The sequence below is a fragment of the Glycomyces tritici genome (assembly GCF_030403505.1).
Genome location: NZ_JAUEMJ010000013.1, coordinates 54,411 through 78,842, shown reverse-complemented (window position 1 = coordinate 78,842; position 24,432 = coordinate 54,411). Strand labels below are relative to the sequence as shown.

General features: G+C 67.6%; 10 protein-coding genes. 4 read left to right on the top strand and 6 right to left on the bottom strand.

From position 1 onward, the window contains the following. Positions 1–60: 60 nt before the first annotated feature. Positions 61–2,169, top strand: a complete 2,109-nt coding sequence (locus QWI33_RS27215) for a catalase (RefSeq protein WP_289959836.1) — start codon at positions 61–63, stop codon at positions 2,167–2,169. A 194-nt stretch (positions 2,170–2,363) separates the two neighbouring features. Continuing rightward, positions 2,364–3,470, top strand: a complete 1,107-nt coding sequence (locus QWI33_RS27210) for an epoxide hydrolase family protein (RefSeq protein ID WP_289959835.1) — start codon at positions 2,364–2,366, stop codon at positions 3,468–3,470. Positions 3,471–4,064: 594 nt separating this feature from the next. Here the strand turns inward: QWI33_RS27210 and QWI33_RS27205 are convergent. Next, positions 4,065–5,270 carry an amidohydrolase family protein gene (locus tag QWI33_RS27205; RefSeq protein WP_289959834.1) on the bottom strand — a complete coding sequence of 402 codons (1,206 nt, stop codon included), beginning with the start codon at positions 5,268–5,270 and terminating at the stop codon, positions 4,065–4,067. 83 nt (positions 5,271–5,353) lie between these two features. Between QWI33_RS27205 and QWI33_RS27200 the strand changes: the two genes are divergently transcribed. Next, on the top strand, positions 5,354–5,869 hold the full coding sequence (locus tag QWI33_RS27200; RefSeq protein WP_289959833.1) for a MarR family winged helix-turn-helix transcriptional regulator: 516 nt from the start codon (positions 5,354–5,356) through the stop codon (positions 5,867–5,869). Positions 5,870–6,648: 779 nt separating this feature from the next. Then, positions 6,649–9,912 (top strand): DEAD/DEAH box helicase, encoded by a 3,264-nt coding sequence (locus QWI33_RS27195; protein WP_289959832.1) that lies wholly within the window; start codon positions 6,649–6,651, stop codon positions 9,910–9,912. Between the two features lie 349 nt (positions 9,913–10,261). Here QWI33_RS27195 and drmC read toward each other — a convergent pair whose 3' ends face one another. From drmC to drmD, 5 genes are read right to left on the bottom strand one after another with little or no spacing between them, the layout of a single operon-like run. Next, positions 10,262–11,083 (bottom strand): DISARM system phospholipase D-like protein DrmC, encoded by an 822-nt coding sequence (drmC, locus tag QWI33_RS27190; RefSeq protein ID WP_289959831.1) that lies wholly within the window; start codon positions 11,081–11,083, stop codon positions 10,262–10,264. Continuing rightward, entirely contained in the window at positions 11,067–13,094 is a 2,028-nt protein-coding gene (gene drmB / locus QWI33_RS27185; protein ID WP_289959830.1) for a DUF1998 domain-containing protein, read from the bottom strand. The genes drmC and drmB overlap by 17 nt, the downstream gene beginning before the upstream one ends. Next, positions 13,091–16,849, bottom strand: a complete 3,759-nt coding sequence (gene drmA, locus QWI33_RS27180; protein WP_289959829.1) for a DISARM system helicase DrmA — start codon at positions 16,847–16,849, stop codon at positions 13,091–13,093. Before drmA ends, drmB begins: the two co-directional genes overlap by 4 nt. Continuing rightward, positions 16,846–20,874 (bottom strand): Eco57I restriction-modification methylase domain-containing protein, encoded by a 4,029-nt coding sequence (locus QWI33_RS27175; RefSeq protein ID WP_289959828.1) that lies wholly within the window; start codon positions 20,872–20,874, stop codon positions 16,846–16,848. Before QWI33_RS27175 ends, drmA begins: the two co-directional genes overlap by 4 nt. Beyond that, positions 20,871–23,981 (bottom strand): DISARM system SNF2-like helicase DrmD, encoded by a 3,111-nt coding sequence (gene drmD, locus QWI33_RS27170; RefSeq protein WP_435367608.1) that lies wholly within the window; start codon positions 23,979–23,981, stop codon positions 20,871–20,873. The genes QWI33_RS27175 and drmD overlap by 4 nt, the downstream gene beginning before the upstream one ends. Positions 23,982–24,432 lie beyond the last annotated feature (451 nt).

Genomic DNA, 24,432 nt, shown 5'->3' with positions numbered 1-24,432 from the left:
TTGGCCGACTATGGCAGGGGGGTATTGCCCCATTTCGGACCACAACGAGGGAGGCCCGCCATGGGGCACGATGCCGCACGCGACCGCAAGGACGAGCAGCTCGACCGTGATCGGGTCGTCGACGACGACCAGGCGCTGACCACACAGCAGGGCGTCCGCGTCGACCACACCGACGACTCGCTCACCGCAGGAGAGCGCGGCCCCACCCTGATGGAGGACTTCCACGTCAGGGAGAAGATCACCCACTTCGACCACGAGCGCATCCCCGAACGCGTCGTCCACGCCCGCGGGGCCGGCGCCTACGGCCTCTTCCAGGCCTACGACGACTGGCTGGCCGAGTACACGACTGCCCGGTTCCTGACCGACCCGGCCGAGACCACGCCGGTGTTCCTGCGCTTCTCCACGGTCGCCGGCTCCCGCGGCTCGTCCGACACCGTCCGCGACGTGCGCGGGTTCGCCGTCAAGTTCTACACCGGCGAGGGCAACTACGACCTGGTGGGCAACAACTTCCCGGTCTTCTTCATCCAGGACGGGGCGAAGTTCCCCGACTTCGTCCACGCGGTCAAGCCCGAGCCGAGGAACGAGATCCCGCAGGCCGCCTCCGCGCACGACACCCTGTGGGACTTCGTGTCGCTCCAGCCTGAGACGCTCCACGCGATCATGTGGCTCATGTCCGACCGGGCCCTGCCGCGCTCCTACCGGATGATGCAGGGCTTCGGCGTCCACACGTTCCGCCTCGTCGACGCGAACGGGCGCGGCACCTTCGTCAAATTCCACTGGAAGCCCACGCTCGGCACGCACTCGCTGGTATGGGACGAGGTGCAGAAGGTCGCCGGGGCCGACCCCGACTTCAACCGCCGCGACCTGTGGGACGCCATCGAGTCCGGGAACTTCCCCGAGTGGGAGCTGGGCGTGCAGCTCGTGCCCGAGGAGGACGAGCACGCGTTCGACTTCGACCTCCTCGACGCCACCAAGCTCATCCCCGAGGAGCAGGTGCCGGTGCGCCCGGTCGGGAAGATGACCCTCAACCGCAACCCGGACAACTTCTTCGCCGAGACCGAGCAGGTCGCCTTCCACACCGCGAACGTGGTGCCCGGCATCGACTTCACGAACGACCCGCTGCTCCAGGCCCGCAACTTCTCCTACCTGGACACCCAGCTCATCCGGTTGGGCGGCCCGAACTTCTCGCAGATCCCGGTCAACCGGCCCGTGGCCGAGGTCCACAACGACCAGCGCGACGGCTACGGCCAGCACCGGATCCACACCTCGGCGACCTCGTACAACAAGAACTCGATCAGCGTGAACGCCCCGATGCCCGGCTGCCCCGGCGCGTTCACGCACTACACCGAGAAGGTCGAGGGGGCCAAGATCCGCAAGCGCTCGGAGAGCTTCAAGGACTTCTACAGCCAGGCGACGCTGTTCTGGAACTCCATGACCGAGGTCGAGGCCGAGCACATCGTGGCCGCATTCCGCTTCGAGCTCGGCAAGGTCCACGACCGCGACATCCGCGCCCGCGTCGTCGACCACCTGCGCCACGTCGACCTGGACCTGGCGACGCGGGTGGCCGCGGGCATCGGCGTGCCCGCGCCGACCGAGGCCGGGCGTCCCAACCACGGCCGCACCTCACCGGCGCTCTCGCAGCTGACCGACCCGGTCACCGGTGTCGCCACCCGCAAGGTCGCGGTCCTCGCCGCCGACGGCGTCGACGCGGCGGGCGTCGCCCGCCTCGTGGAGGACCTGCGCGCTCGCGGCGCGATCCCGGAGGTCGTGGGCCTCACAGACGGGACGCTCCGCGGCGCCGACGGCGGATCCGTGGAGGTCGACAAGGCGCTGCCGACGGTCGCCTCGGTCCTGTACGACGCGGTCGCCGTCCCCAGCGGGCCCGACAGCGCCGCCGCGCTCGCGCGGGACGGCCGGGCCCTTCACTTCGTGACCGAGGCTTTCAAACACGGCAAAGCCGTCGCCGGATTCGGCGCGGGACTCGACGTGCTGCGCGCCGCCCGCATCGACGCGGACTACGCCGAGGGCGCCGATCCGATGGAGGACAAGGGCGTCGTGACCACGGCCGCGCATGGCGGCGACCTGCCCTCGGGCTTCCTCGACGCCTTCGCGGACGCGATCGGCAAGCACCGCGCCTGGGCACGCAAGACCGACGACGTCGCCGCCTGACCGGGACCGACGATCGAGGCCCGCCACTGTGTGAGGGGGCCTCGATCGTCGAGTCGACCAGGTGGACGAACTCACCGCGGCACCTCCGGGCCACGAAAATTCTCCACCCCACTACTGGAATAGATCATTCCGTTCTGATATGCTGAAGTCAGCGCAGGAGCACCGGCTCCCGAACAAGCGAGAGGAAGACGGCAGTGGCCCAGCACGAGGCGATCCAGCCCTTCACGATCGAGATTCCGCAGTCCGAACTCGACTACCTCCACACTCGCCTGTCGCGAGCCCGCCGGGCCCAGGAGATCCCCGGCGCCGGCGACGCATACGGCGTGAGCGTCGACCGCGTCGACCACCTGACCGACTACTGGCTCCAGCGGTACGACTGGCGCGAAACCGAATCGCGACTCAACGGGTACCCGCAGTTCGTCACCGAGATCGACGGCCAGCGCCTGCACTTCCTCCACATCGAGTCACCCGACCCCGCCGCGGTGCCGCTGCTGCTGATCCACGGCTGGCCCGGAACGATCATGGAGTTCGTCGACCTGATCGAGCCGCTCACTCGGCCGGGCGAAGGCCCCTCGTTCCATCTGGTCATCCCCTCGCTCCCGGGGTTCGGCTTCTCCGGCCCGACCACGGAGGCCGGCTGGGGCGCCGCCCGCACGGCGAAGGCGTTCGCGACGCTCATGGCGCGGCTCGGCTACGAGCGGTACGGCGCACACGGCAACGACGCTGGCGCGTTCATCGCCCCGGAGCTGGGCAGGATCGACGGCGAGCACGTCATCGGCGTCCATGTCGACCAGATCTTCTCGTTCCCCTCCGGCGACCCGTCCGAGATGGAGGGCATGACCGAGGAGGAGATGGGTGCGCTGCAGGTGCTGCAGTGGTTCTACGAGAACAAGAGCTCCTACGACCAGCTTCATTCCCAGCAGCCGCAGACGCTCGCCCACGCCTTGGCCGACTCGCCCCGAGGCCTCCTCGCCTGGATGGACCAGCTGTTCGGAGACGAGATCGACGACCGGTTCGTCATCGACAACGTCATCGTGCACTGGCTCAACGACACCATCGCCTCGTCGATGCGCTTCTACTTCGAGAACAAGCACCACCCGATCGACAGCACGCCGGCGGACTTCCCGGTCGCCAACTCCAGTTTCGCCGGAGACTTCCAGTCCATTCGCCGCTTCGCCGAACGCGACTACACCAACATCACGCAATGGCGGACGCACGACACCGGTGGTCACTACGCCGCCCACCAGGTACCGGACGTGCTCGCCGGCGACCTCCGCGACTTCTTCACCGAACTGGGCTGAACAGCGGATCCGCGGTTCGTCGAAGGTCCTCGCGAACAAAGGGATAGGCCCGGATCCTCGGATCCGGGCCTATCCCCGTTAGCAGGCCTCATTGAGGGCTCCCCGCGTGTTCCATACGATGCCGGTATGAATCGCGTCGAATTCACCATTGCTCACAGCGATGGGCCGTGTCTGATCATGGTCGATGGCGTGGCCCTTGAAGAGCACGCCCGGCGAGCCGAACTCCGGTCGGCCAGGGCCGATGGACAGGAGCACCTCGCCGGGGCCTACGGCGGCCTCACACACCTCGACGCCGTCCGTTGGCCGAGTCGGCACTTCCTCGGAGCACCGGCGCTGCCCGGGGCCGGGGACCGCGACACGGTGCTGCTCGGATGCGATTGCGGTGATTGGGGGTGCTGGCCCTTGTACGCGGAGGTTCTCGTCTCCGCCGCGACAGTGACCTGGCGCGCGTTCCGGAACGGACATCGACCCGCCTGGGACCTGGGCAGCCTCGGCCCGTTCGAGTTCGAGCGCGGCCAGTACGAGTCGGCTCTGCGAACCACGCAGCGAGTGTTACACCCAGCCACCGACCCGAGGGCCCGTCCGGTGAGGCGTTCAGGCGATGCGCTTCTCCACGCCCCTGCGCCAGACCCGCTCGATGGAACGCGCGTCCCGCACGTCCCTGGTCGGATCGCCTTCGACCAGGACCAGGTCGGCGCGCAGTCCCGGTTCGATCCGGCCCCGGTCCTCGAGGCCGAAGTGCCGAGCCGGCGTGCTCGTGGCCGCCGCCAGTGACTCGGCAGGGGTCAGCCCCGCCTCGCACAACAGCAGCAGTTCGCGAAGCATGCTCGCCCCGTGTGCGGGTCCGAACGGAGTCGCGTCGGTACCGGCCAGGATCGGCACCCGTGCGCGGTGGAGGCTCGCGATCGCGGCGGCGGCGTTCGCCGAGGCTTCGCTCTGCACCTTGCCGTCGCCTCCGGCGAGCGCGGTGCGGAGGTGCTCGGGCAGGCGCGGCTCGACACGATCGTCCTCGACTAGCTCGCGCCCGGTGCCGCCCCCGGTGACACCTTCGATGTACGCCAAGGTGCTCACGACGAACACGCCGCTGTCGGCGATGCGCGCGGTGAGGTCGGCCATGGCCGGGTCGTCGGCGGCGAGGTCGGTGAAGACATGTGCCAGCCCGTCGACCCCGGCATCGAGCGCCATCCGCGTGTCGGCGCTCGTCCACACGTGCGCGATGGCGATCAGATTGGCGGCGTGGGCCTCGCGGGCGAGCGCCGAGGCGATTCGGGGGGAGAGGACGGGCAGGTCCAGGCCTGAATGAGTGCCGTCGTCGATGACGATCTTGATGTAGTCGGCGCCTTCATCCAAGCGCGCCTTGACGAATGCCTCGGCTTCGTCGGCGGATCGGATCGGCTTGAACGCGTCGGCGCTCTCCCCGTAGAAGGCCATGGCCTCCGGCGTGGCGATCTGGAGGGGATGCCCTCCGGGCGGGGTGGCCAGGAGCCCTGCGCTGCGCAGGTCGGCGACGTCGTCGCGCTGGGCCGCGAGTGCACGCAGCCGGGCGTGCGTGACGGGGAGGCTGAACATGTCGAGTTCGGTGGTGACGCCGAACGCCAGCGCCAGTGCGAGGTCATCGCCCACGGCGTGGGTGTGGGCGTCGATGAGCCCGGGAAGGAGTGTCTTGCCGGTGGCGTCGATCGTCTCGTCGACGCTCCTCCCATCGGGTTCGGCGATGCGGTCGCCGTCGATGAGGATCTCGGACGAGGGTGAAACGTTGCGGCCGTTGAAAATCCGTGCGTTCTGAATCAGCGTGCGCATGAACTGCCCCTTAAATTCTATGAGACTATTTCGCTTGTTGATAGTACGCTAGCAAACTATCTTCGGGCGAATAGAATGAGAGGATGAACGAAGCGAACACGGGCGAGGACCACATCGACGGGATCTTGACGGCTTGGAAGAGCGAGCGACCCGACCTCGACCTGGAGCACATGGGCCCGATGATGCGGATGGCCTTCGTCTTCCAGCACGTCGTCATGCCGGTGGGCGAGGCGGCGATGGCCGAACACGGTCTCCAGCAGCCCGAGTACGACGTCTTGACCACCTTGCGGCGCAGCGGAGAGCCGTACGCCCTCACTCCCTCCGCGCTGTCGGCGGAACTGCTGATGTCCCGCGCCGGCATGACCAAGCGCCTCGACCGCCTCGAAGCCGCCGGACTCGTCGAGCGCACCCCCGTCCCAGGCGACCGCCGCAGCTTCCTCGTCACGCTCACCGAGGCCGGCAGGGAAGCGGCCGACGCGGCCGCGACCGCCGTCGCCCACCGCATCGGTCAGCTCACCGCGAAGATGCCCGAGCACGAACTTGCGCAACTGGACCATGCGCTGCGGTCCATGCTGGCCATCGGCACCCGGGACAAGTGAGCGAATGCCGGCATCGCCGCGATGCTCGACTCGCAGCCAGGTCGGCAAAGCAACGAAGAAGGCCCGGACCATTCGGTCCGGGCCTTCTCTATGAATCTGCAGGGATCATCGAGGCCTATGGGAACTTGTTTCCCCAGTTTATTGCCGTGCATGGTCGCCTATTGGCGGTAGCGCCCACGAAAACGACTTCACACGCGGCCGAACACGGGTAGGTCGGGATTGTCGGCCCAATCGAAGTCATGGGGGAGTACCGTGCCGAAACTTCCGTAGAAGTGGACGGCGGTCAGCATGAACTGTCCCCCGTTCGGCAGTTCATCGCCAGTCTCGAAGACGGGACCGAATCCAGACAGCCGGCCTTGAAGGCTGAAGTTCGGACCTTGAGCGAACTGGAACTGCTGCGGCGAACGTGGTGCGACCTGCCAGTTGCGCGGCGCTCTCGAAGTAGTCGTACGCCTGGCTGACAACGCGCTGTTCCTGCGCGATGACCGCTGCAGGGAGCGATGGGATTCGTTCTCGGCCTTGGGGCTGAGGGGCCCTTCCGCGCGAATAGGTCTCAATGAGACATGAGGCCACCATGGTTGTGACTGTCAGTCGCAGGATGCGAACCTGATCGGTTCTCGAGCTGCTGAATCGGTGGCTTCCGCTGGTGTCAGGCGGTCCGTGCTGAAGTAAACACGGGATGGTGCCGGCCCGTGTTCACGCGAGGGCAGCATGCGCTCGCGTTCGGTACACTCATTGTCACGATTCGCCCCCCTCTCCTCTTACAGGTGATGCCTCCCGTGCGCCGCTCTCGTGACTCCCGTGCCGACATCGTCCACTACTGGCGCGATGTCGAGATCTTCGAACCGCAGCGCATCCCTCGGCGGGATCCGCGGCAGTGGGTCTACGACGTGGTCGAGGGGGAGTCGCTGCCGTGGGAGGGGAATCAGCCGGCCGGACGCCGCGAGCGCCTCGGCAAGGGCGAACAGTGGCGGTACACGGTCTACTGCGGGGTCTTCTCGCTCGACGCGACCTTCGACGTGCTCAGCCGCTACTGCGGCCGGACGGACGATGCCTACGATGAGCGGGGCCGCGGGCAGGCTGCGCTCGCCGGATTCGAGCTCGATGCGAACGGACGGCTCCGGCCGGACACGGCGGTGCTGTCCTCCAGCGCTTGGGGGCTCGGGCGGGTACACCAGCTGCAGGGGCTGCGACCGGGGTGGAGCGATGGGCTCTCTTTCGCACAGTCGAATTTCAGCGAGCTTTTCGACCTCATCTTCGAACGCCGCCGACGCCGCGATCAATTGCTCACCGATCTGCTGAGCCAGTGCTCCGGGCTGCTGCTGGGGATCGACGGCGTCGAAGTGTTCAAGACCGTCAAGGATCAAGTCGAAGTGATACTCGGCCGCTCAGAACCGGAGGAGGCATCCGGGGCGGCATCGCGCACCCCACCGATGGACCATGCCCTGCTCGACGAGGTCAGGGCCGTCCTCCTCGCCCTCACCGGCATCGCTGGGGTACTGCCGCAAGAAGACCCCGCAATTCGGATCGCCTGCAGAGTCGTCCGTCCTCGCGAAGAGGAGGCGTCAAGTTCTGACTTCCTCAACAGCTTCATCGCAGAGGACCTGTCCAGAATCAGTGGGCAGGTGAGCACTGGACACCTCCAGGAAGCGCTCGACACCTACCTCCGCGAGGCGACAGCGAGCGGCCGCATTGATGTGCGCGACGACCTCCACACCGTGTACGAGGCGACGCGCCCTTCCCGGATCCCGCTCGGGCGCTGGCCGTCGCCGCCCGCACATTCACTTGCGCTCGGACAGCAGCTCGCGGTGAACAACGCCGTCGGCGAAGCGACCGCCCGCGGCGAGATCACCGGCGTTAACGGCCCGCCTGGCACCGGCAAGACCACGCTCCTGCGCGACATGTTCGCCGCGCTCGTCACCGAGCGCGCCCGCCACCTCGCCGACCTCGCCCGTCCCGAGGACGGCTTCACCGCCGAACTCCAGTTCACTAACGGCGAGAGGCGATTCCGGGTCCCGCAGCTGCGACCGGAGCTATGCGGGTACGAGGTCGTCGTCGCCTCGTCCAACAACGGAGCAGTCCAGAATGTCACCGCCGAGACCCCGCACCGGGATGAGATTGACGAGCGCTGGCGCGGGGACATTGACTACTTCACCGAGATCGGCCGGACCGTCCTCAACGCCTCCCGACTTGACAAGAGCGAAAGGGAGTGGGAACCGGCCTGGTCGCTCATGGCCGCCGTCCTGGGCAACTCGACGAACCGATACCGGTTCGCTTCCGCGTTCTGGTTCGGGCTCAAGGAAGGCGATGGCCGGGACGAACCTCGCCCCGGCATGCTCGCACACCTCAAGGACTGCCGGCCCGAACGCACCTGGGCCGAAGCCCGGAAGCGGTTCAAAGCCGCCGAGGGCAAGGTTCTTGCGATGGCGGCCGACCGGGAGAAGACCTACCGCGCTTGGCGGAACCGTGCAGAATACGAAGCCGCCGCCGTGGCCGATGCGGCGGTCGCCAGGGCCGAGCACGCGCACAAACGGGAGCAGGCCGAGCTCCAAGCGGCACGCGATCGGCTCGAAGAGGCGTCCACCGACCTCGAGCAGGCGCGTGCGACCCGCGACGAATGGGGCCGCCAGCGCCCTGGATTCTTGCTCGCCCTGCTCAGGGGCGGCGGGGAACTTCGCCAGTGGCGGCGACGCGCGCGGCAGTACGTCGCCGCGGCGAACGACGCCTGGGACCGTTCTCAGGAGATCGAGGCCGAGGTCAAGGCCGCCGAGCAAGCTGTGGCCGCCGCCTCCACGGACCTGTCCGTTGCAGAGGTGGGTCAGCGCAGGGCCAGTGCTGCCCTGGAAAAGCATGAGGCTTCAATGCGGAGGGCGAAGAAGCGTTTCGGCCCGGCGTTTCCGGACCTGGGGGAGGACCGGCGCGCTCGCGAGTTGTGCGCGCCGTGGTGCGACGAGGAGTTCAACTCCGCGCGATCCGAACTGTTCCTCGAAGCCCTGCGGCTGCACCGGGCGTTCATCGAGCACAACGCTGCCCGCTTCCGGCGCGGACTCGGCATCGCCGTCGATGTCGTGAACGGCTCCGTGCCCGCTGGCTTGGCCCACGAGACCCGTTTGGCTGCATGGCAGCTGCTGTTCATGGCGGTCCCGGTCGTGTCGACGACCTTCGCCTCGGTCGCTCGGCAGTTCCCCGGTCTGGCCGAGGGCGACCTGGGCTGGCTGTTTATCGACGAGGCCGGGCAGGCGACCCCGCAAGCGGCCGTCGGAGCGATCTGGCGTTCCAAGCATGTGATGGCCGTGGGCGACCCGCTCCAGCTCGAACCGGTGTTCACCCTGCCGCACACGATCCAGCAGTCGCTGCGCGAACATTACGGTCTGAGCGACCACTGGCTCCCTGGTTGGACCTCGGTGCAGAGTCTCGCCGACGCTCACACCAGGTTCGGGACCGCCCTGCCGGGCCCTGACGGCGAACCGCTGTGGGTCGGGTCCCCGCTCACCGTGCACCGCCGCTGCGACGAACCGATGTTCTCGGTCTCGAACCGGATCGCATACGACGGCCTGATGATCAACGACACCCCCGATCGTGACGCCCTGATGTTCAAGGGGACCGGCACGATCCTGACCCGCAGCATGTGGCTCGACGTGCGGCCCGACGGCAACCAGGGCCACTGGATCCCCGCCGAAGGCCGCCGACTCGACGGGCTCCTCACCCACTTGCGCACCAACGGGTTCGACATGAGTGAGGTCATGGTCATCACCCCGTTCCGCGAAGTCGCAGCCCAGTTGAAGGGGAACCGCTACCGCGACCTCGCCGGTGCGGGCACCGTCCACACCGCACAAGGTAAGCAGGCCGACATCGTGGTCCTGGTGCTCGGCGGTGACCCTGCGAAGCCCCGCGCAGGCAGCTTCGCTGCCGAGAAGCCGAACTTCGTCAACGTGGCCGTCAGCCGCGCGAAGCGGCGGCTCTACGTCATCGGCAACCACGAGACCTGGTCGAAACTCCCCAACTTCGCCGAACTCGCCGCCGCCCTCGGAGACCCTAAATGACCGACACCGTCGTGGGTCTCCTGCCCCTCCTCGTCTGCCTCGCCGTCATTGCCGGGATCGTGCTGCTCATCGTGCTGCTCACCAAGGCGAGCAGTCGCAAGTGTGACGAAGACCTTGCTGCCCAGTGGGAATGGATCAAGTCGGAAGACTCCCGTAGGCGAGGTTACCTGGCGTTCGTACGAGTCATATACCAGCGGGCGAGGACCGGGTCGAAGGCGTTGATCGTCTGGGACGGCGTCACCTGGGATCAGGACACCTGGTTCAAAGGTCGGCACCAGCGCGTCGGCGTGTTCGTGCTCGTACGAGGTGGCTCCGGGTGGGGCCCGCACAACCGCAACCCGAACGTCTTCTATGTGGACCAAGGCGGGGTCCTTGCCGAGGTGTCCGGCGCCGCGCCCGCTGCCCACCGAAGACACCACGAGCGCAGGGCGAAGCGCGATAAGCGGGCGGCAACTCGTTCGTAGAGCCGGTCTTCGACGTTGAGGAGTTCGCGTTCGATCGACTCTGCCAGCGAGGCGTCGTCAGCGCGGATGCCGAGTTCGATGTTCGCGAACTCGGCGCTCCAGGACAGGTTCGCACTGGTGACCAGGACGAACCGGTGGTCGACGATCACGAACTTGGCGTGGTTGCGGACCTTTGCCCCGTCGAAGTCCTTGGTGCGCAGCACGATCTCGGGATCTAGGTGCGCGGCGACCTCCTCCGCGGTCGGCGTGCCCCGGCCTCCCTGGGCGGCCGCGGCGTCGAGGTAGACGCGCACGTTGACGCCGGGCCGCTGGGCCGCCGCGCGCAGCGCCGCCCACAGCCCCGAGGAGCGCTGGAAGTTGAACGTGGAGCAGGTGACCGACTGCCGCGCTCCCTGGACGTGGTGGACGATCGAAGCGGTCAGCGGACCAGTCTGCGCGAGCGGTCCCGGCATGGTCCACACCGCTTCGAGTCGCCCTGCCTGTGCGCGGGCGGAGCTGACCGCGTGCAGCAGCGGAACCAGCCGGTCGGTGCCTATGCGCTCCGCGAGCGGGCCGACGAGCGCGCGCCGCTGCACCGACAGAACCCTGAGCGCGGCGTGGAGGGGCTGGCCGTCGGCCAGCCGCTCGGCGATCGCCCCCGCCTCGCCGCCGCTTAGGGTGGCGCCCAGTGCGGCGGCGGCGTCCCGGTCGTCATGTGAAGAAAGCAAGGGGCCCATGCCCTCCGGGCAGCTCGACGAGGAACCGCCGGTCCAGGAAGCGGTTCGCCCGTTCACAGGAGGTCTCCGAGGCCATGACGCAGCAGTGGCAGGCCGCGCCGTGGAGGAAGTCCTCGTTTCCGCTCGGCGTGCGCGTCGCGCACATCGGGTCGGAGGAGCAGCGCCGGGCCCGGTAGAGGGCACGCTCGATGATCTGCCGCAGCCGTTCCGGTTCACTCAGCTGGACCAGACCGCCGAGGGTGCCGTCTGAGTCGGAGGCGGTGGTGAGGATGGCGAGTCCGGCCGCGGCGGGCCGCTCCTCGCTCTCCTTCCATGCGTACAGACGCTCGCTCAGGCTCGCCGCCGAATATCCGCACGTAAGCGCGAACTGCCGGATGAGCACGTGCGCGAAGGTGTGCAGCAGCCAGTAGCGGGGCGGCCGCATGCGGGTGCTCGGCTTGACCCGCTCGGCGGTCTCCGAGAAGCGGTTCGTGAAGTTCCTGTCGTGGGCCTCGACGTGCGCCTGCCACAGCGGGCTGTCTTCGACGACGCTCTCCCATGCGGCGATGCGGGCCTCGTCGAACTGGAGGAAGATCCCTTCGCCGCGATCCTCGGTCGCGACAGTCCATTCCGGACGGTCTCGGGTGAGCGGCACGAGCCGCCGCGGCAGGTCGCCGACCCGGTCCATGTCGTCGATCCGGGTGAAGCCGAGCAGCGCGTTGACCTTCCGCAGGCTCTCGACGGCCAGCACCCGACTGACGCTTCCTCCGCGCCACGTGCTCTCCCAGTCCCGCTTGGAGAGTGTGAGCCCGCTCGCGGGGTCCTCTTGGCGGGGACCGAGCGGGTCCTTTTGGAGGTAGACCCATTCGGGGACGAGCAGGTCCACCGGGTCCCAGGTGCGGATGCGCTCCTCCTGGTCCTCCTCGGGGGCCTCAGGCGCCAGCGCCTCCTCGACAGCGGCCAGCAGCGTCGCGTCATCGACCCCTTCGAGTTCGACCTGGGACTTGAGGATCATCCGGATCAGCTTCGCGTTGCCGCGCACCTCGGCGAGGTCCTCGCCGTGGGTGCCCCGCAGCCGCACGGCCAGGCTGTCGGTCCGGTCCGCCTCGGACTGGGGCATGACGATCACCGACTGCGTGGAGCCGAACCACAGGTTCGAGGCGCCGATCAGCATCAGCTTGGCCGGATTGCCGCAGCCGCCGCTCTCGAACGTTCCCAGGTGCGGGTGCCTGCCCCGGCAGTACGGCAGTTTCGCGGCGCCGGCCTCGCCCTGCGCCTCGTTCATCGGCCGCTTCTTGTCGCACTGCGTGCAGGTGATCGTGGCCGCCGCGCCCTTGCCCGCGGTTCGGTCGGTCATCCGCAGTTGCGGGTGGTCGATCCCCGAAGCGCACGCGGCGCCGCCGTGCACCCACCAGTCGTACGGGAACTCGTCGAGGTGCCCGTCCGGGCAGGCGAGCAGGTAGCGCGCGGGCACTGCCGTCTGCGCGCTGGGCTTGCTGCGGGGTCGGTCGGGGCGGCCGTAGCACTTCTCGTGCGTGAACCGGGCCTGGTCGGGCCGGTAGCGCTTGACGTTGGCGTACGAGAACTGGCTGATCAGGCCCAGGTTGTCGCATCCGGTGCAGCGCAGCCACTGCGGGAACACCCGGGAGGGCACGCCAAGGTCCCGGCCGTCTTCCGACCCGGTGAACGCGACCGCCTGCCACGGGAACGGCCGCAGCTCGATGTGCTTGGAGTTCAACAGCTTCGCGACCACCTGACGGAGCTGCGGCGCTTCGATGACCGGAGGCGCGCCGTCGCGCCTGGCCCAGATGCGGTCCCAGTCGTCGAGTCCCGAGGGCATGATCGTGAACTGCGGCAGGTCCATCACCGCGCCCGGCCCGTACGTGTAGATCAGGGACGAGGGCCGCCCGGACCCGACCTTCGCGTAGTTCCGCTTCCGGCCGGCCTCCCGCTCGGTGTCGGCATCGCCGAGCGGATCGAGCACCTTCGGCGCCTTGGCGAACCTCGGTTGCGTGTCGGTCATGACGAGGCACCTTTCTTGGCGCGCTGGGTCTCCCACTCCGGTTCGTCCTCGCCGTGATCGAACAGGTTCGCCGCGATCGGGCTCACGAGCAGGTTGATCTCAGGCTGGACCTCGCGCATCGAGTTCGGCACCTTGAACGGCCCGATGTCGCTCCGACTGGCCATCGAGCGGGCGTTCTCGGGGCTGATCATCAACGCGCCGAACCGGGAATCGTCCGTCACCCGGTCGTACACCAGCGTCTGGCGCTGCTTCCCCACCTGTTTGTTGCGCCGCACCCACTGGTCGAGACGGTTCTCCAAGCGGGTGCGCGCCCGCTTGGCGGTCTCGTTGTCGCTGGCCCGGGCCACCCGCTCGCACACGAGGCCGATGAGACCCTGCGCGAACGCGTACTCCTGCTCGATGCGCCGTGCCTCCCGCTCCGGCGAGAGCCCTTGGGCCCGGTCGGCCTGGAGCACACGAGCAGCACTGACGAGAACTCCGTCGAGTCCGCGGTCGAGCGAGGTCTGCGAGAACGGCGTCACCGACAGCGCCTCGACCTGCGCGTAGAACGTCTCGTGGTAGTGCCGGAACGTCTCGAAATGCGTCAAGTCCCGCGGTCGGGCCCAGTTGCCCAGTGCCACAACGAGACCGGGTCGCTTGGCGTCACGGCCGACGCGCGAGGACGCCTGGATGTACTCCGCAGTGTTCTTCGGCTGGCCCACCACCATCATGAGTCCGAGCCGCGTCACGTCCACACCGACCTGCAGCATCGACGTAGCAAGCACCGTGTCGAGCGGCAGCCGGTCGCGCTTGGACGCCGCCTCGCCGTGCTCAGCAGCCTCAGCCAGTGCCCGTTTCGCCGCCGTGGAGTCGAAGGCGGGATCGAACGGCACCGCCATCTGGTCCAGCGAGGCCCCGATCTCGGCGCTGGAGATGCGCGAGGTGAGCTCGGCAGTGTTCAGGTGCCCGAACGCGCTGCCGCCGCGGCGCGGCAGCTTCGACCACTCCCGGCCTTTCTGGAGCAGCGTCTGGATGTCGTCCCCGAGGAACCGCGCCATGCCGGCGAGTTCCCTTGTGGCGCTGAAATATCCGACGAGCGTCATGTACGGGTCGGCCTCGTTCGCCTTCCCCGTGTTGATCAGCAACTGCCCGGAGGCCATGAGGATTTCGGCGACTCGGATCTCCGCGCTGGTGAGCCGGACCCCGGTCGCCGACACTCCGACGTACCGGCGGCCCGGCGTGGCCTTGGTGACGGGCAGCTCCTCGGAGAAGTACGTGTCCCCGGCGTCGATCACCTGCGGCGGGAAGATCATCGTGTCCCGCCCGTAGAGCGCCTTCACCTGGTCCGTGGCATTCCGGGCGGTCGCGGTCGAGGCCACCAGCATCGGCCGCACCGGCGAGCCGTCCGCAGTCGTCCAGGATGCGGCCGTGTCCACTACGGTCTCGAAGAGCCCCACGGTGGTCCCGAGCGAACCGGTGATCAGGTGCAGTTCGTCCTGGATGATCAGATCCGGCGGGCGCAGCCGCCCGACCGGCCGCACCCGCGCGGCGGGACGACCGTCCTTGCGCGGATGCTGCCCGCCATCCACAATGTCGCAATTCGCGTAGTCCGGGTGCACGTAGCCGTGCCGGTCGCAGTACTTCGAGACGTACCCGAACAAAGACGCGGCCTCGCCCTCGCGGGCCAGGCGGGCGAACTTGTCGACCGTGGCGATCACGAACGCCGGCGCCAGCCGGTAGATCTCCTCGTCCACAGTGAGCACCGGTAGGCCCTCGGCGGCGTCGCCGCCTTCAGCGAACGGGCACTCGGCGAGCTCGTCGCCGCAGTAGACCCGCACCCGCCGCTCGACCGGGTCAGGTTTGATGTCGCGCAGGTTGATCGCCTCGCCGCACCACGGGCAGCGCTGGATCTGGAGCACCGTCAGCCGGTGCGCGGCGCTCTTGTTCTTGTGGGCCTTCTTGATCTCGTCGTTGGCCTCGTCGAACCGCTTGGGGCTCACGCTGGTACCGACCCACAGGCCGATCCGGAACGGCTCGTCACCCCAAGTGGCTGTGTCGGCGATGCGCACGGTCTCGGCCGCGCACATGAGCGCGGTCGCGCGCTGGAACTGCTGCGAGGTGAGCAGCCGCAGCGTGTACCGCATGATCACGGCGACCCCGGCGTTCCCGTCGAGAGGACCGGACTCGCTTTCGACCTTGCCTTGCAGCCGCCGGATCGCGAACGTGAACGCCGCCAGACCGAGATAGGCCTCGGTCTTGCCACCGCCGGTGGGGAAGAACAGCAGTTGCGCCCGCGCGAGGCTCCCCGACCGGTACTTCCAGGCCGGGTCGGTCATCATGCGGATCTGCGTCAGGATGAACGCCAGCTGGAACGTGCGCCAGTGGTGGGGGTGGTTCCCGGCGAGGACACGTTCGCGCGCCTCCTCCATCGACACCGAGGTGTCGGCGGTGCGGATCGCAGCGACCTGGGTCTGGATGCGCTGGGCGGACATGACCTCGTTCATGAACTTGAAGCAGCGCTGCGCGTCGGCGTCTGCGAGCAGGAAGTCCAGGCCGTCCGCGAGCCGGTCATAGACCATGCGGGCGTCCTCGACGGCCCGCAGGGCCTCATCGCGCAGATGCGCGGGCAGCTCTTCGGCCTGGGTGACGCGTTTCTTAAGCCAGGCGTCGTATCCGGCGACGATCGGGCGCAACCCGGACTCCAGCACGGCCGACTCCGCCCCGGCGAGTTTCGTCATGTCCAGCAGCACGCCGGGGACCTCCTGCGCGGCGGTCTGCGGAGTCTCGCTGACGGGCAACCAAGTCGTCCACACGCGCTTGGCGCGGCGCTTCGCGGGATCGTCCTCGGGAGCCTTGTCCCAGTCGGTCTCCCAGTCCGCCGAACACGTGCGGCCCTGGGCGAACTCGAGCCGGTTGCGGTACTGGAGGTCGAGCCGGCGGATCTCCTCGTCCTCGTCCGGCGACCATCCGCCGTCGGCCACCAGGTCGCGGACCGGCAGGAACACCGCTTCGCCGTCCGCAGAGACCTCCAGTTTCGTCTGGTACATCCAGGCATTGACCGGGATCTGCCGCGGGGTCTCGCGGTCGTTGCAGAGCGCGAGTTCGATCAGCACGCGGCCGTGGGTGGGATCGTCGTAGCGGTCGACGCGGACCACGGTGGTATCACGCAGGTGGTATTCCCTGGTCTCGCCGGGGGTGAGGTCGGCGAGGCGGACCTCCTTTGGAATGTTGAAGTCCTCGCGCTTGTAGCGGCGGCGCTTCGACTTGGTGCCTTCCTCCCCGTCTTCGCCTTTGTAGACGTTATAGACGCCCCAGGTTGCGCGGACCTCGAAGCGCTCCAAGTCGTTCGGCACCTGGAAACGCAAGCCCATCGAGGCGGGGATCATCAGGCCGCGCTGCTGCGGGATGTCGTCGACGTTGTCTTCGTCGGACTCGGCGGAGGTTTCGTCCACACTCGACATCGGCACGCCGCGGCTGATCTCGGTGTCCGCCGCTTCGCCGAGATCGAGGACGGGTTCGTCCTCGTCGGCACTGGTCAGCGGCTCAGTGCCGGACTTGATCTTCGCCGGGGCGATCCGGCCCACAAGATAGGCCGCGTCAGGGCTGCCTTCGAGGACTTCCTCCGGGCCGCCTGCCGGGCCGAGCAGTTCACGTTCGATGACGTCGGACAGGTTCTCCCGCGCGGTCCAGGAAGTGCCGTCGGGGGAGTGCTTGACCAGGTACGTAGAACGGCCGTCGCCCACCGGGTCCACCGGTACACGTTCGATGTCGCTCACTCGTCATCCTCCTCGGCCTCGACCTCAGGAGCTTCGCCCTGCAAGGCGGCCCTGCGGTGATTCTCCTTGAGGAGTCTGTCAAAAACTTCGACCCGGGCTTCGCGCGAGAGTGTGAACCGGGTCATGCGCCGGTATTCGTGGAAGCCGTGGTCAGGGGGGATGTCCCAGCCGTAGGCCGCGAGCACGGCCAGGTCGAGCTCGACGTGGATTTCCCGAAGGCGAGTGATGTCGGGATCGGTGGTGGCGGTTGGGTCGTTGACGAGGTTGTAGAGCTTCGTGAGGCCGAGATCGCGGCGGAGCATGATCTCACGGCGCTCGGTGTCGAGGATTCTGCCGACCTCATCGAGCGCTTCGCTGTGCGGTGGCAGAGGGAAGGGCAGGAAGACATCCGAGGGGGTGTAGCGGACATCTGTGCGCATGGATGAGGCGTACTTGATGGCCCAGAGCTGGTGCAGGCTGGACGAGAGCACGGCCTGGTCGGAGTACGAGTCGGTGGCAAAAACACCGAGCATGTGGCTGAAGACCTGTCCTGTAGGAACCCGCAGCGGCATGACGGTCTTGCTTACCAGAGCGATAGCCAAGACCTCGTCGAGGTTCTTGACCGCCTTGCGAAGTGAAATAGCCTCTCGCTCGTATAGCCACCAGTATTTCTGGAGTTTTGGCTTGTTTGTTAGACGGGCGCGGGCCGGTTTGACTCGATCGTTGACCCAGTCATACGCGGCGCCAAACGCGGCAATTTCAGATTCGGATTTCCCAGTGAAGTCCACGATTCGACGGGTCGCTTTGGAACCTGGGGTCTGATTAAGATTCTCTCCGTCGAGGTAAGGTTTGATGACCGATTTCAGGTTCGGATTGTCCGCTAGGATTTCGTTTGCGTGCGACGGTGTCATGGAAAACTCATCGACACAGTTAACATTCAGTCCAATGAACGCTGTGTTGGTGTTTTCTGCCAGTCGGGCAGGCATCCTCTCCGGGCCTCTCGCAGGGTCTAGCATTGTAATGATCCACTTGGCGTTCTCACCGTCTGCAATGCGATTGACGTCGTCCGAAACTGGTCCGAATGAGCCCCAAACCGCTGCGTACTCAAGGTTCGCGGTCTTGACCGGCCACGGTTGACTCTGAATCGACTGAGTAATGGTGAAGCCGCCAGCTTCGAGACGGTCGAGGCCGACCTCCCGCGTGTCGCCCTGGGCGATGGTGTTGGTGGCGATCAGCCCGAGGTTGCCGGTTGGGGTCAGGAGCTCCTTGGCGCGCAAGAAGAAGTAGGCGACAAGGTCGGCGTTGCCCTTTTGAGCTCCTGCCAGCCTGTTCACGAACCAGTCTCGAATATTCGTGCCTGTCGCGCCAGTGACTTTCTTGCCGCCAAGGAATGGCGGATTCCCGACAACGGCATCGAAGCCGCCGTGGTCAACGATCACATCCGGAGCGGCGAGTACCCAATGGAGCGGCTTCCAACGCTCGTAGTCCGTTCTGACAGTTGGTGTCAAACCCGCCTTGAGGATCCCGTCGAGCATTTCGCGGTTCGGTTCGCCCTTGTTCGGGTAAGCCAGCCCGATCGCGACGCGGAGGTCTTCGTACGCTTCCTTGAGCTTCTTGCCCGGTTTCCCGCCGAGGCGCAGCCCGGCGGCGATCACGCCGTCTGCGATGTCGGTCGCCTTCTGGGTCAGCTCCTGCTGCCGCTCCACCTGTTGGCGCTTGGCAGCGACCGAGCGTTGCGGGTCGGTGTTGTCGACTTCGCTGGCAAGGTTTCGGCGCAAGGCGATGACCTTGTTCAAGGTGTCCCTGATGTCGATGCGCTGCACCAGGTTCGTGCCTGCATCAAGGTCGAAGAGCGTCGTGGGCGCGGCGGTCTCGGGGTTGATGTTGAAGGACTCGATCTGCCTGCGGTCGATGATGCCCAGCAGGGAGTTGCCGCAGAAGATCTTGTCGTCGACGAACGAGAACGGGAGGTCCGGGTCGAGCGAGACCAGCCACAGCGAGAGCTTGCACATCTCCACGGCCAGCTCGTTGATGTCGGCCCCGTACAGGCACCGCGCGACGACCATGCGGATTGCTCGGGTCTCGACCTCGCGACCCGATCCGTAGGCCATGCCGTTTTCCTGCCAGGCCTCGACCAGCTTCCCGGCCAGATACCGGGCGGCCGCGACCAAGAATGCGCCTGAGCCGCAAGCGATGTCGGCAACCTTCAGTTCCAGGATCTCGTCCGGGTGCAGCAGGACCCACTGCTTCCGGTCGTCGGTCTGGTGCGGACCCGGTTTGTACACCAAGGGTTCCAGCGCGTGGGTGACGACCTCTTCGGCGAGGTCCTTCGGGGTGTAGTGCGCCCCAGCGTTGGCCCGCGAAGGGGTCTCGACCACCATCACACCGCCAGGCATGACCGCCAGCGGCCAGCCGCGCAGGTCGCGGCGGATGATGCCGATGAAGGGCCGCAACCGCTCCTGAAGCTCCGGGTCCATCGTGACGGCCCGGATCGCAGTCTCAACATCCTCGGCCCCGGTCTGAAAGGCCTTCGCGAGGGCACTCGCGGACGGGGGCTCGGCAGCCTTCTGGTGCTCCTTGGACCACTTGATGATCGCAGCGGCGAGTTTGCCCACGTCCAAGTGTTTTGCGGCGAGCCCTTCGAGGACACTGAGCGGGATTTCCGGTTCGGCCCCGGCTTTGCCGATGAGGCCGACCATGACCTCTTCGACATCGGCGGCGGAGTAGCCGAGCAGCCCCTCGTAGATGTAGCCGATCTGCTCGACGTCGATCTCGCGGAAGGAGATCCGCAGGGCTTCGCCCTTAATCTCGGGGACCTGGACGGCCCGGAGGACTTCGAGCATGACCCGGTCGGAGACCTTAACCGCCAGGCCGTCCGCTCCCGCTTCGGTGAGGAACCGGGTCCGGTCCGGGTCGAAGAGGGAGCCGCCGTAGGCGGGGAGCGCCTTGCCGTCGAAGATCGCGCCCTCGTACAGCGCCCGCGAAGCGGCCAGGAGCCGGTACCAGCTGATGTACGTGCCGCCGAGTGCGCCGATGCCTTCGTCTCGGGAGCGCTGGTCGAGCAGGTCGTACCGGTCGGCGAGTCCGTAACCGGCCGCGAAGAGTTCGTTCTCGGGCAGGAGGCCGCGTTCTTCGGCGAAGAGCAGGAAGACCACGCGCATCATGACGGTTACGGCGGCCTGGTAGACCTCGTCTCGGTTCTCCGGCAAGGGATCTGGCTCGCCGTTCGCGGCAGCGCGCAGCGCTGATTCGGAGAATGACTGCACGAGGAGTTCGACGGCGCGGCGGACTTGGACGCCGAGGGCGTCGGTGATGTCGGCGGCGTCGGCGACTGAGTCGACGAAGAGCTTGCCGAGCCGGTCGGATTCCTTGCCGCCGATGAGGTGCTTGCGGCTCAGCAGCTGCGCGAAGGCGAAGAGCGCCCCGGGCTCCTCGATCCACAGGTGAGCGTCGGTGACGCCGGAGGCGGTGCTGAGTTCGGGCTGGGCGCTGACGATGGCCCACCAGCGCCCGTCCGTGACGACGCCGACGGGCACGCCCGAGGCGCGCAGGAGCTCGCTCATCCGGTCGATCGGGCTGGAGTTCCAGCCGTCGGCGAGTGCGTCGTGGAGGGACGCGGCGTTCTCGCATACGAGCGTGAGCGCGCCGATCTTCTCGCCGCGCACGAGCGCGCCGCTCGGGGTCACGGTCACGGACCGGTTCGGGGCCTGGACCGAAATCCCGGCCAGTGCGGGCGCGTCGCCGGTGACATAGGAAGCGCCCCAACCGAAGACGTCGCGCAAGACCGTCTCGACCCAGGTGTCCCGGGCTTCGCGATAGCGGTCGAGAGCAGTCTCGTCGCGAACGCGGTCCAGCTCGTCCCAGGCCTTCTCGAAAGCGGGGAGCGCCGCCCGCAGCACCGCGCGCGGTTCGGGTTCCAGCGCGGCCATGCCGGCGGGCCAGACGCGCTTGAGGACGGGCAGGGACAGGAACGGTCCGTCGGTCTCGACCAGGTCGAGCCAGGCGCGGTGCAGGTCCTCGGGTTTGATCGGCTTCAGGTGCTTCACCGGCGGGCCTTCCATTGCTCAGCGTCGGCGGGGGTGAGCGCGAAGATCACGGCGGCCCCGGTCAGGTGCGGTCGGACATCGGTGTAGCGGGCTTCGATCGCGGCGCGTTCGAGGTCTTTCTGCCGGTCGAGGTCCAGCAGGCGGTCTTCCATGGCGCGCAGGTCATCGCGGAGCTGCTTCTCCTGCTCCTTGGCGAGGTCGGCTTCACCGCGGTAGTTGATACCGAACAGGCTTTCGGATTGCTCAATCAGGGCCTTGCGGAGCCGGTCGACCGATTCGCGCAGGTTGGCCCGGAACGCCTTGAAGATCTCCTCGGAGCGGTCGAGGTCGGCGCTCTGGCGTCGGTCGAGGTCGGCTTGGACCAGTTCTTTGCGCTTGTCGGCCTTGGCGTTCATCGCCTCGATGAGCCGGGTGTAGAGCAGTGAGCCGTCCGCGTTCCAGTTCGCGGCCAGTGCTGCCAGGACCTCGGGGTCGGCCAGGCTCATCTGTTCGCGGTCCAGCGCTTGGTCGACCGCCTGCTCGGTCTTCGCGGCAGCCAGGGGCCGCCCGTTGAGGCGCAGGCCGGTGAGGAACACCTCTTCGTGCAGGCGCAGGCCGCCGCGTCCGACCAGCACCAGGCGGCCCATCGCGGCGACACAGGATTCGTCGAGGTCGTCGACGACTGTAGCGGTGGCGCGGTGCAGGAGCGAGTCGCCGCCGAAGAGCTCGGCGCGCAGGAAGCGGGTGGTGCGCTGCATGAGGGCGTGCCCGAGATGCAGGTAGACGAGGTCGGGGCGCCCGGCGGCGGCCTTCGCGTCGAAGGTGACCGGCCTGGGAGAGTCCGGGGCGAGGCGGGTGGCGAGCCCGGCGAGGGCCGGCTGCCAGGAGGCGTCGAGCTTCGGAATCCGGAACAGGCCGTCCGCGTCGGTGGCCTCGTCGCGTGAGGTGTCCTCGACCGGGAGCAGCGCGGGCTGCCCGCTCAGTTCGAGTGCGGTGTCGACGACGCGGCGGGCATTCGCGGGGGTCCAGTGCATCGCCGCCTGGGTCTTCTCGTGGTCTTCGGCGAGCTTGGCGAGTTCGCGGCGCAGGTCGGTGCTGCCCGCGAGGGCCCGGCCGATGACCTCGCTGCCGTTCTCGGGGGCGACCTTGACCTTGCGGCGGCTCGCGGTGCTCGTGAAGTGGTCCTCGATTTCGACCTCGGTGTCGGCGACCTGATTGACCGAGCCGAGGTCGGCGGCGACGGTGCCGACCTTCTCGGCGATGCGCCGCATGAAGTCGGCGTCGGCCGCGTATGTGGTGGAAGACTGCGGCGGCCGGAACTGGAAGATCTCGGGCGTGTGGCGCTGCCCGTACCGGTCGATGCGGCCGATGCGCTGTTCGAGACGCGAGGGGTTGAACGGGATGTCGTAGTTGACGAGCCGGTGGCAGTGGGCCTGGAGGTCGATGCCTTCGCCCGCGGAGTCGGTGGCCAGGAGCACCCGCACCGGGTCCTTCTCGGGCGGTGCCGAGAAGCGGGCCCTGATCTGCTCGCGGTCCTCGTGCGAGGTGGAGCCCTGGATGACGGCGAGCCGGTCGCCGAAGCCGGCCTGCGCCAGGTTTTCCTGGATCCAGTCGAGGGTGCGCGCGTACTCGGTGAAGACCACGACCCGCTCGTCGGTCCAGAGCTTCCCGTCGGGCCGGCAGATCGCGGTGAGGAAGCCGATGAGGGCGGTGAGCTTGGAATCGGGGCGGTACTGAAAACTGCGCCCCCACTGGACGAGCTCGGCGACCTCGGCTTTGGACGCGGCCGAGATCGGGGCCGAGCGCTTCCCGGCGCGGAGGGTCTCTGCCTCGGGCTGGTCGGCCTCGCCCTCCTCCTCGTCGGACTGGCCCGAGCCGAGCACGTCCTGGAAGTACTCCCGCTGCTCGTCGAGCTTCCCGGCGGCGGGGCCGTCCTCGTACTGCTGCAAGGTGAGCGCGAAGGACCACGGGCTGGACAGGAACCGCTTCTTGAGGAGCATCGACATGATGTCCCCGGCGCGGCCCTTGCCGTTCCTGCGGGCGGATTCGGTGAGGATCCGCTCCAGTTCGGCGAAGTGCTCCTGTTCCTCGTCGGTCGGCTCGAACTCGATCGACTTGAGCTCGCGGGCCTTGAAGTCCATCTCCTTGATCTGGGTTTTCAGGCGGCGGACGGCGACTTCTTCGAGCGCGTGCTCGTCGAGGTTCGCGCCGCGAGCGAACCGGCGGTCGTCGATCATCTCCATGAGCGCGGTGAACGACTCGCTGTACCCGTTGTGCGGGGTGGCGGAGAGGAACAGCCGGTGCTCGCACTGCTCGGCGAGGGCACGGGCGGCGATGGTGCGCTTGCTGTCGACGGCGTACCCGCGGGCGCCCGCGACACTGTTCGGGCTGGCGGGGGCGACATGGTGGGCCTCGTCGACGACCAGCGCGTCGAAGGCGTACCGGCTTTCGCTGCCGCGCGCGTCGGCGTAGACCTCGCGAAGCAGCCGCTGGGCCCGGGCCGTGGGCAGCCAGGCGAGGCTGACGATGGTGCGGGGGAACAGACGGAAGGGGTTGGCGGCGAGACCGTGGCTGCGCCGGACGCGGGCCATGAGCTCGGAGTCGACGATGGTGAAGTCGAGCCCGAACTTGTCGCGCATCTCGTCCTGCCATTTCAGCCGCAGGCTGGGCGGACAGACGATGACGACCGATTTCGCGCGCTGGCGCAGGAGGAGTTCCTGGACGACCAGCCCGGCTTCGATGGTCTTGCCGAGGCCCACGTCGTCGGCGAGAAGCAGGTTGGTGCGGGAGGAGTCGAGGGCGCGGCGCAGCGGTTCGAGCTGGTAAGGCTCCAGGTTCACGCCGGAGCGGAACGGCGACTGGTAGGCGTCGGAGCGGGCGGAGGTCACCGCGCCCCAGCGGACGGCGTCGACGAAGGCCGCGAGCCGGTTGGGGTCGTCGAAGGTCTCGGGGCTGAGGGTCTCGGGGAGGCCGTGCGCTTCGAGGAGGCTGTGCCCGACCTCCAGTTCCCATACGACCCGCAGTTCGGTGCCGAGGTGGTCTTCGGAGAGGGACTGGAGGGTGACCACGTGCGTCGGCTCCGGGGGCGGCCCGTATCCGGAGGCGGCCGAGGCCGTCTGCTCGCGCATGTCGGTCACAGCCCAGGTCGAGCCGCGGACGGACACGACCTGGCCGAGTTCGGGCAGGCCGGTGCCGCCGGGTGTGGATGCCGCCTGATTCGCCACGAGGTCCGCTCCTTGAGTGTCATCGCAGGTCCGAGGCGCATTCCAGGCCGTGGGCGCGCTCTGGGACCGGCGGTCCACTCTAACAAGGACGGCTGGTGTGAGGTGTTCTCGCCTGTGAACTGGAGTGACACCCGGGGTGCGCCGGCCGGGCTCTTGGAAGTGCGTTGGGATGAAATTGGAAACGCTTGCGGCGCAAGGGAATCAGTGGTTCATCTAGACGTTTTCGTACACTGTGCGTGTCGTGTCTTGATTTCCGGGGTTCGGCGTGCAAACGTTGCCGTACGCGTGCATCACGCGTCTTTCAATTCCAACTGAATTTCGAAACGCGGCGGGCCGCCTGAGGCCTTGGCAGAAA